Origin of the sequence: Nocardiopsis tropica, assembly GCF_042660575.1 — a bacterium.
Lineage (GTDB): Bacteria > Actinomycetota > Actinomycetes > Streptosporangiales > Streptosporangiaceae > Nocardiopsis > Nocardiopsis tropica.
Window position 1 is genome coordinate 1 of the sequence record NZ_JBHSUF010000067.1, and the last position, 608, is coordinate 608.

Here is a 608-nt window from a genome sequence, read left to right on the forward strand (position 1 = left end):
CTACCGCACCTCTGTGGGCGACCGGCGGCGCCGGGAGTGGCTGATCGACGCCGGGCTCCTGGCCCCGTGCGATCCCCCCGACCGCGGCTACGCCTTCCGCATCACGCAGGCGGGTCTGGCCGCGCTGCGCGAGCACCTGGACTACCTGGAGGAGCGCGAGTCCCAGGGGCTGCCGCACCGCTCCGGGAACGAGTACGGCATCCAGCGCGGGGTCCTGGCCTGCCGTGCCGGGCTGGACGCGGCCCTGGCACGGCGCGCACGGGGCGAGGCCGCGCCCGTGCAGGCGGCAGGCAGGGAGTGGTGGGGCGGGCAGGGGACACCGGCGTGGGAGGGCTCGCCCCCCGAGGTGCTCGGGGCGGTGGCCGTGTTGCAGGCGGCCGGGCACGCGCCCGTGGACTGGACGGCGGCGGGGGAACCCCGGGGCTTCTACGTGGAGCCGCGCGGGCGGCTCCTGTACGTGTACCACGGCCAGGCCCGACGCTCGCAGCGCGAGGACGGGGGGTGGTTCACCGCGGAGGTCGGCGCCTACGCGGAGGCGCTGCGCGCCGCCGGGTGGCAGGTGGAGGCGGACACGGGCCGGTGCGCGCACGTGCGGGTGCCCGGCTCCG

1 protein-coding gene is annotated in these 608 nt (G+C 78.3%); it reads left to right on the plus strand.

From position 1 onward, the window contains the following. The coding region (locus tag ACFQBR_RS33605) for a hypothetical protein (protein ID WP_378554988.1) at window positions 1-608 on the plus strand (608 nt) is incomplete at both ends.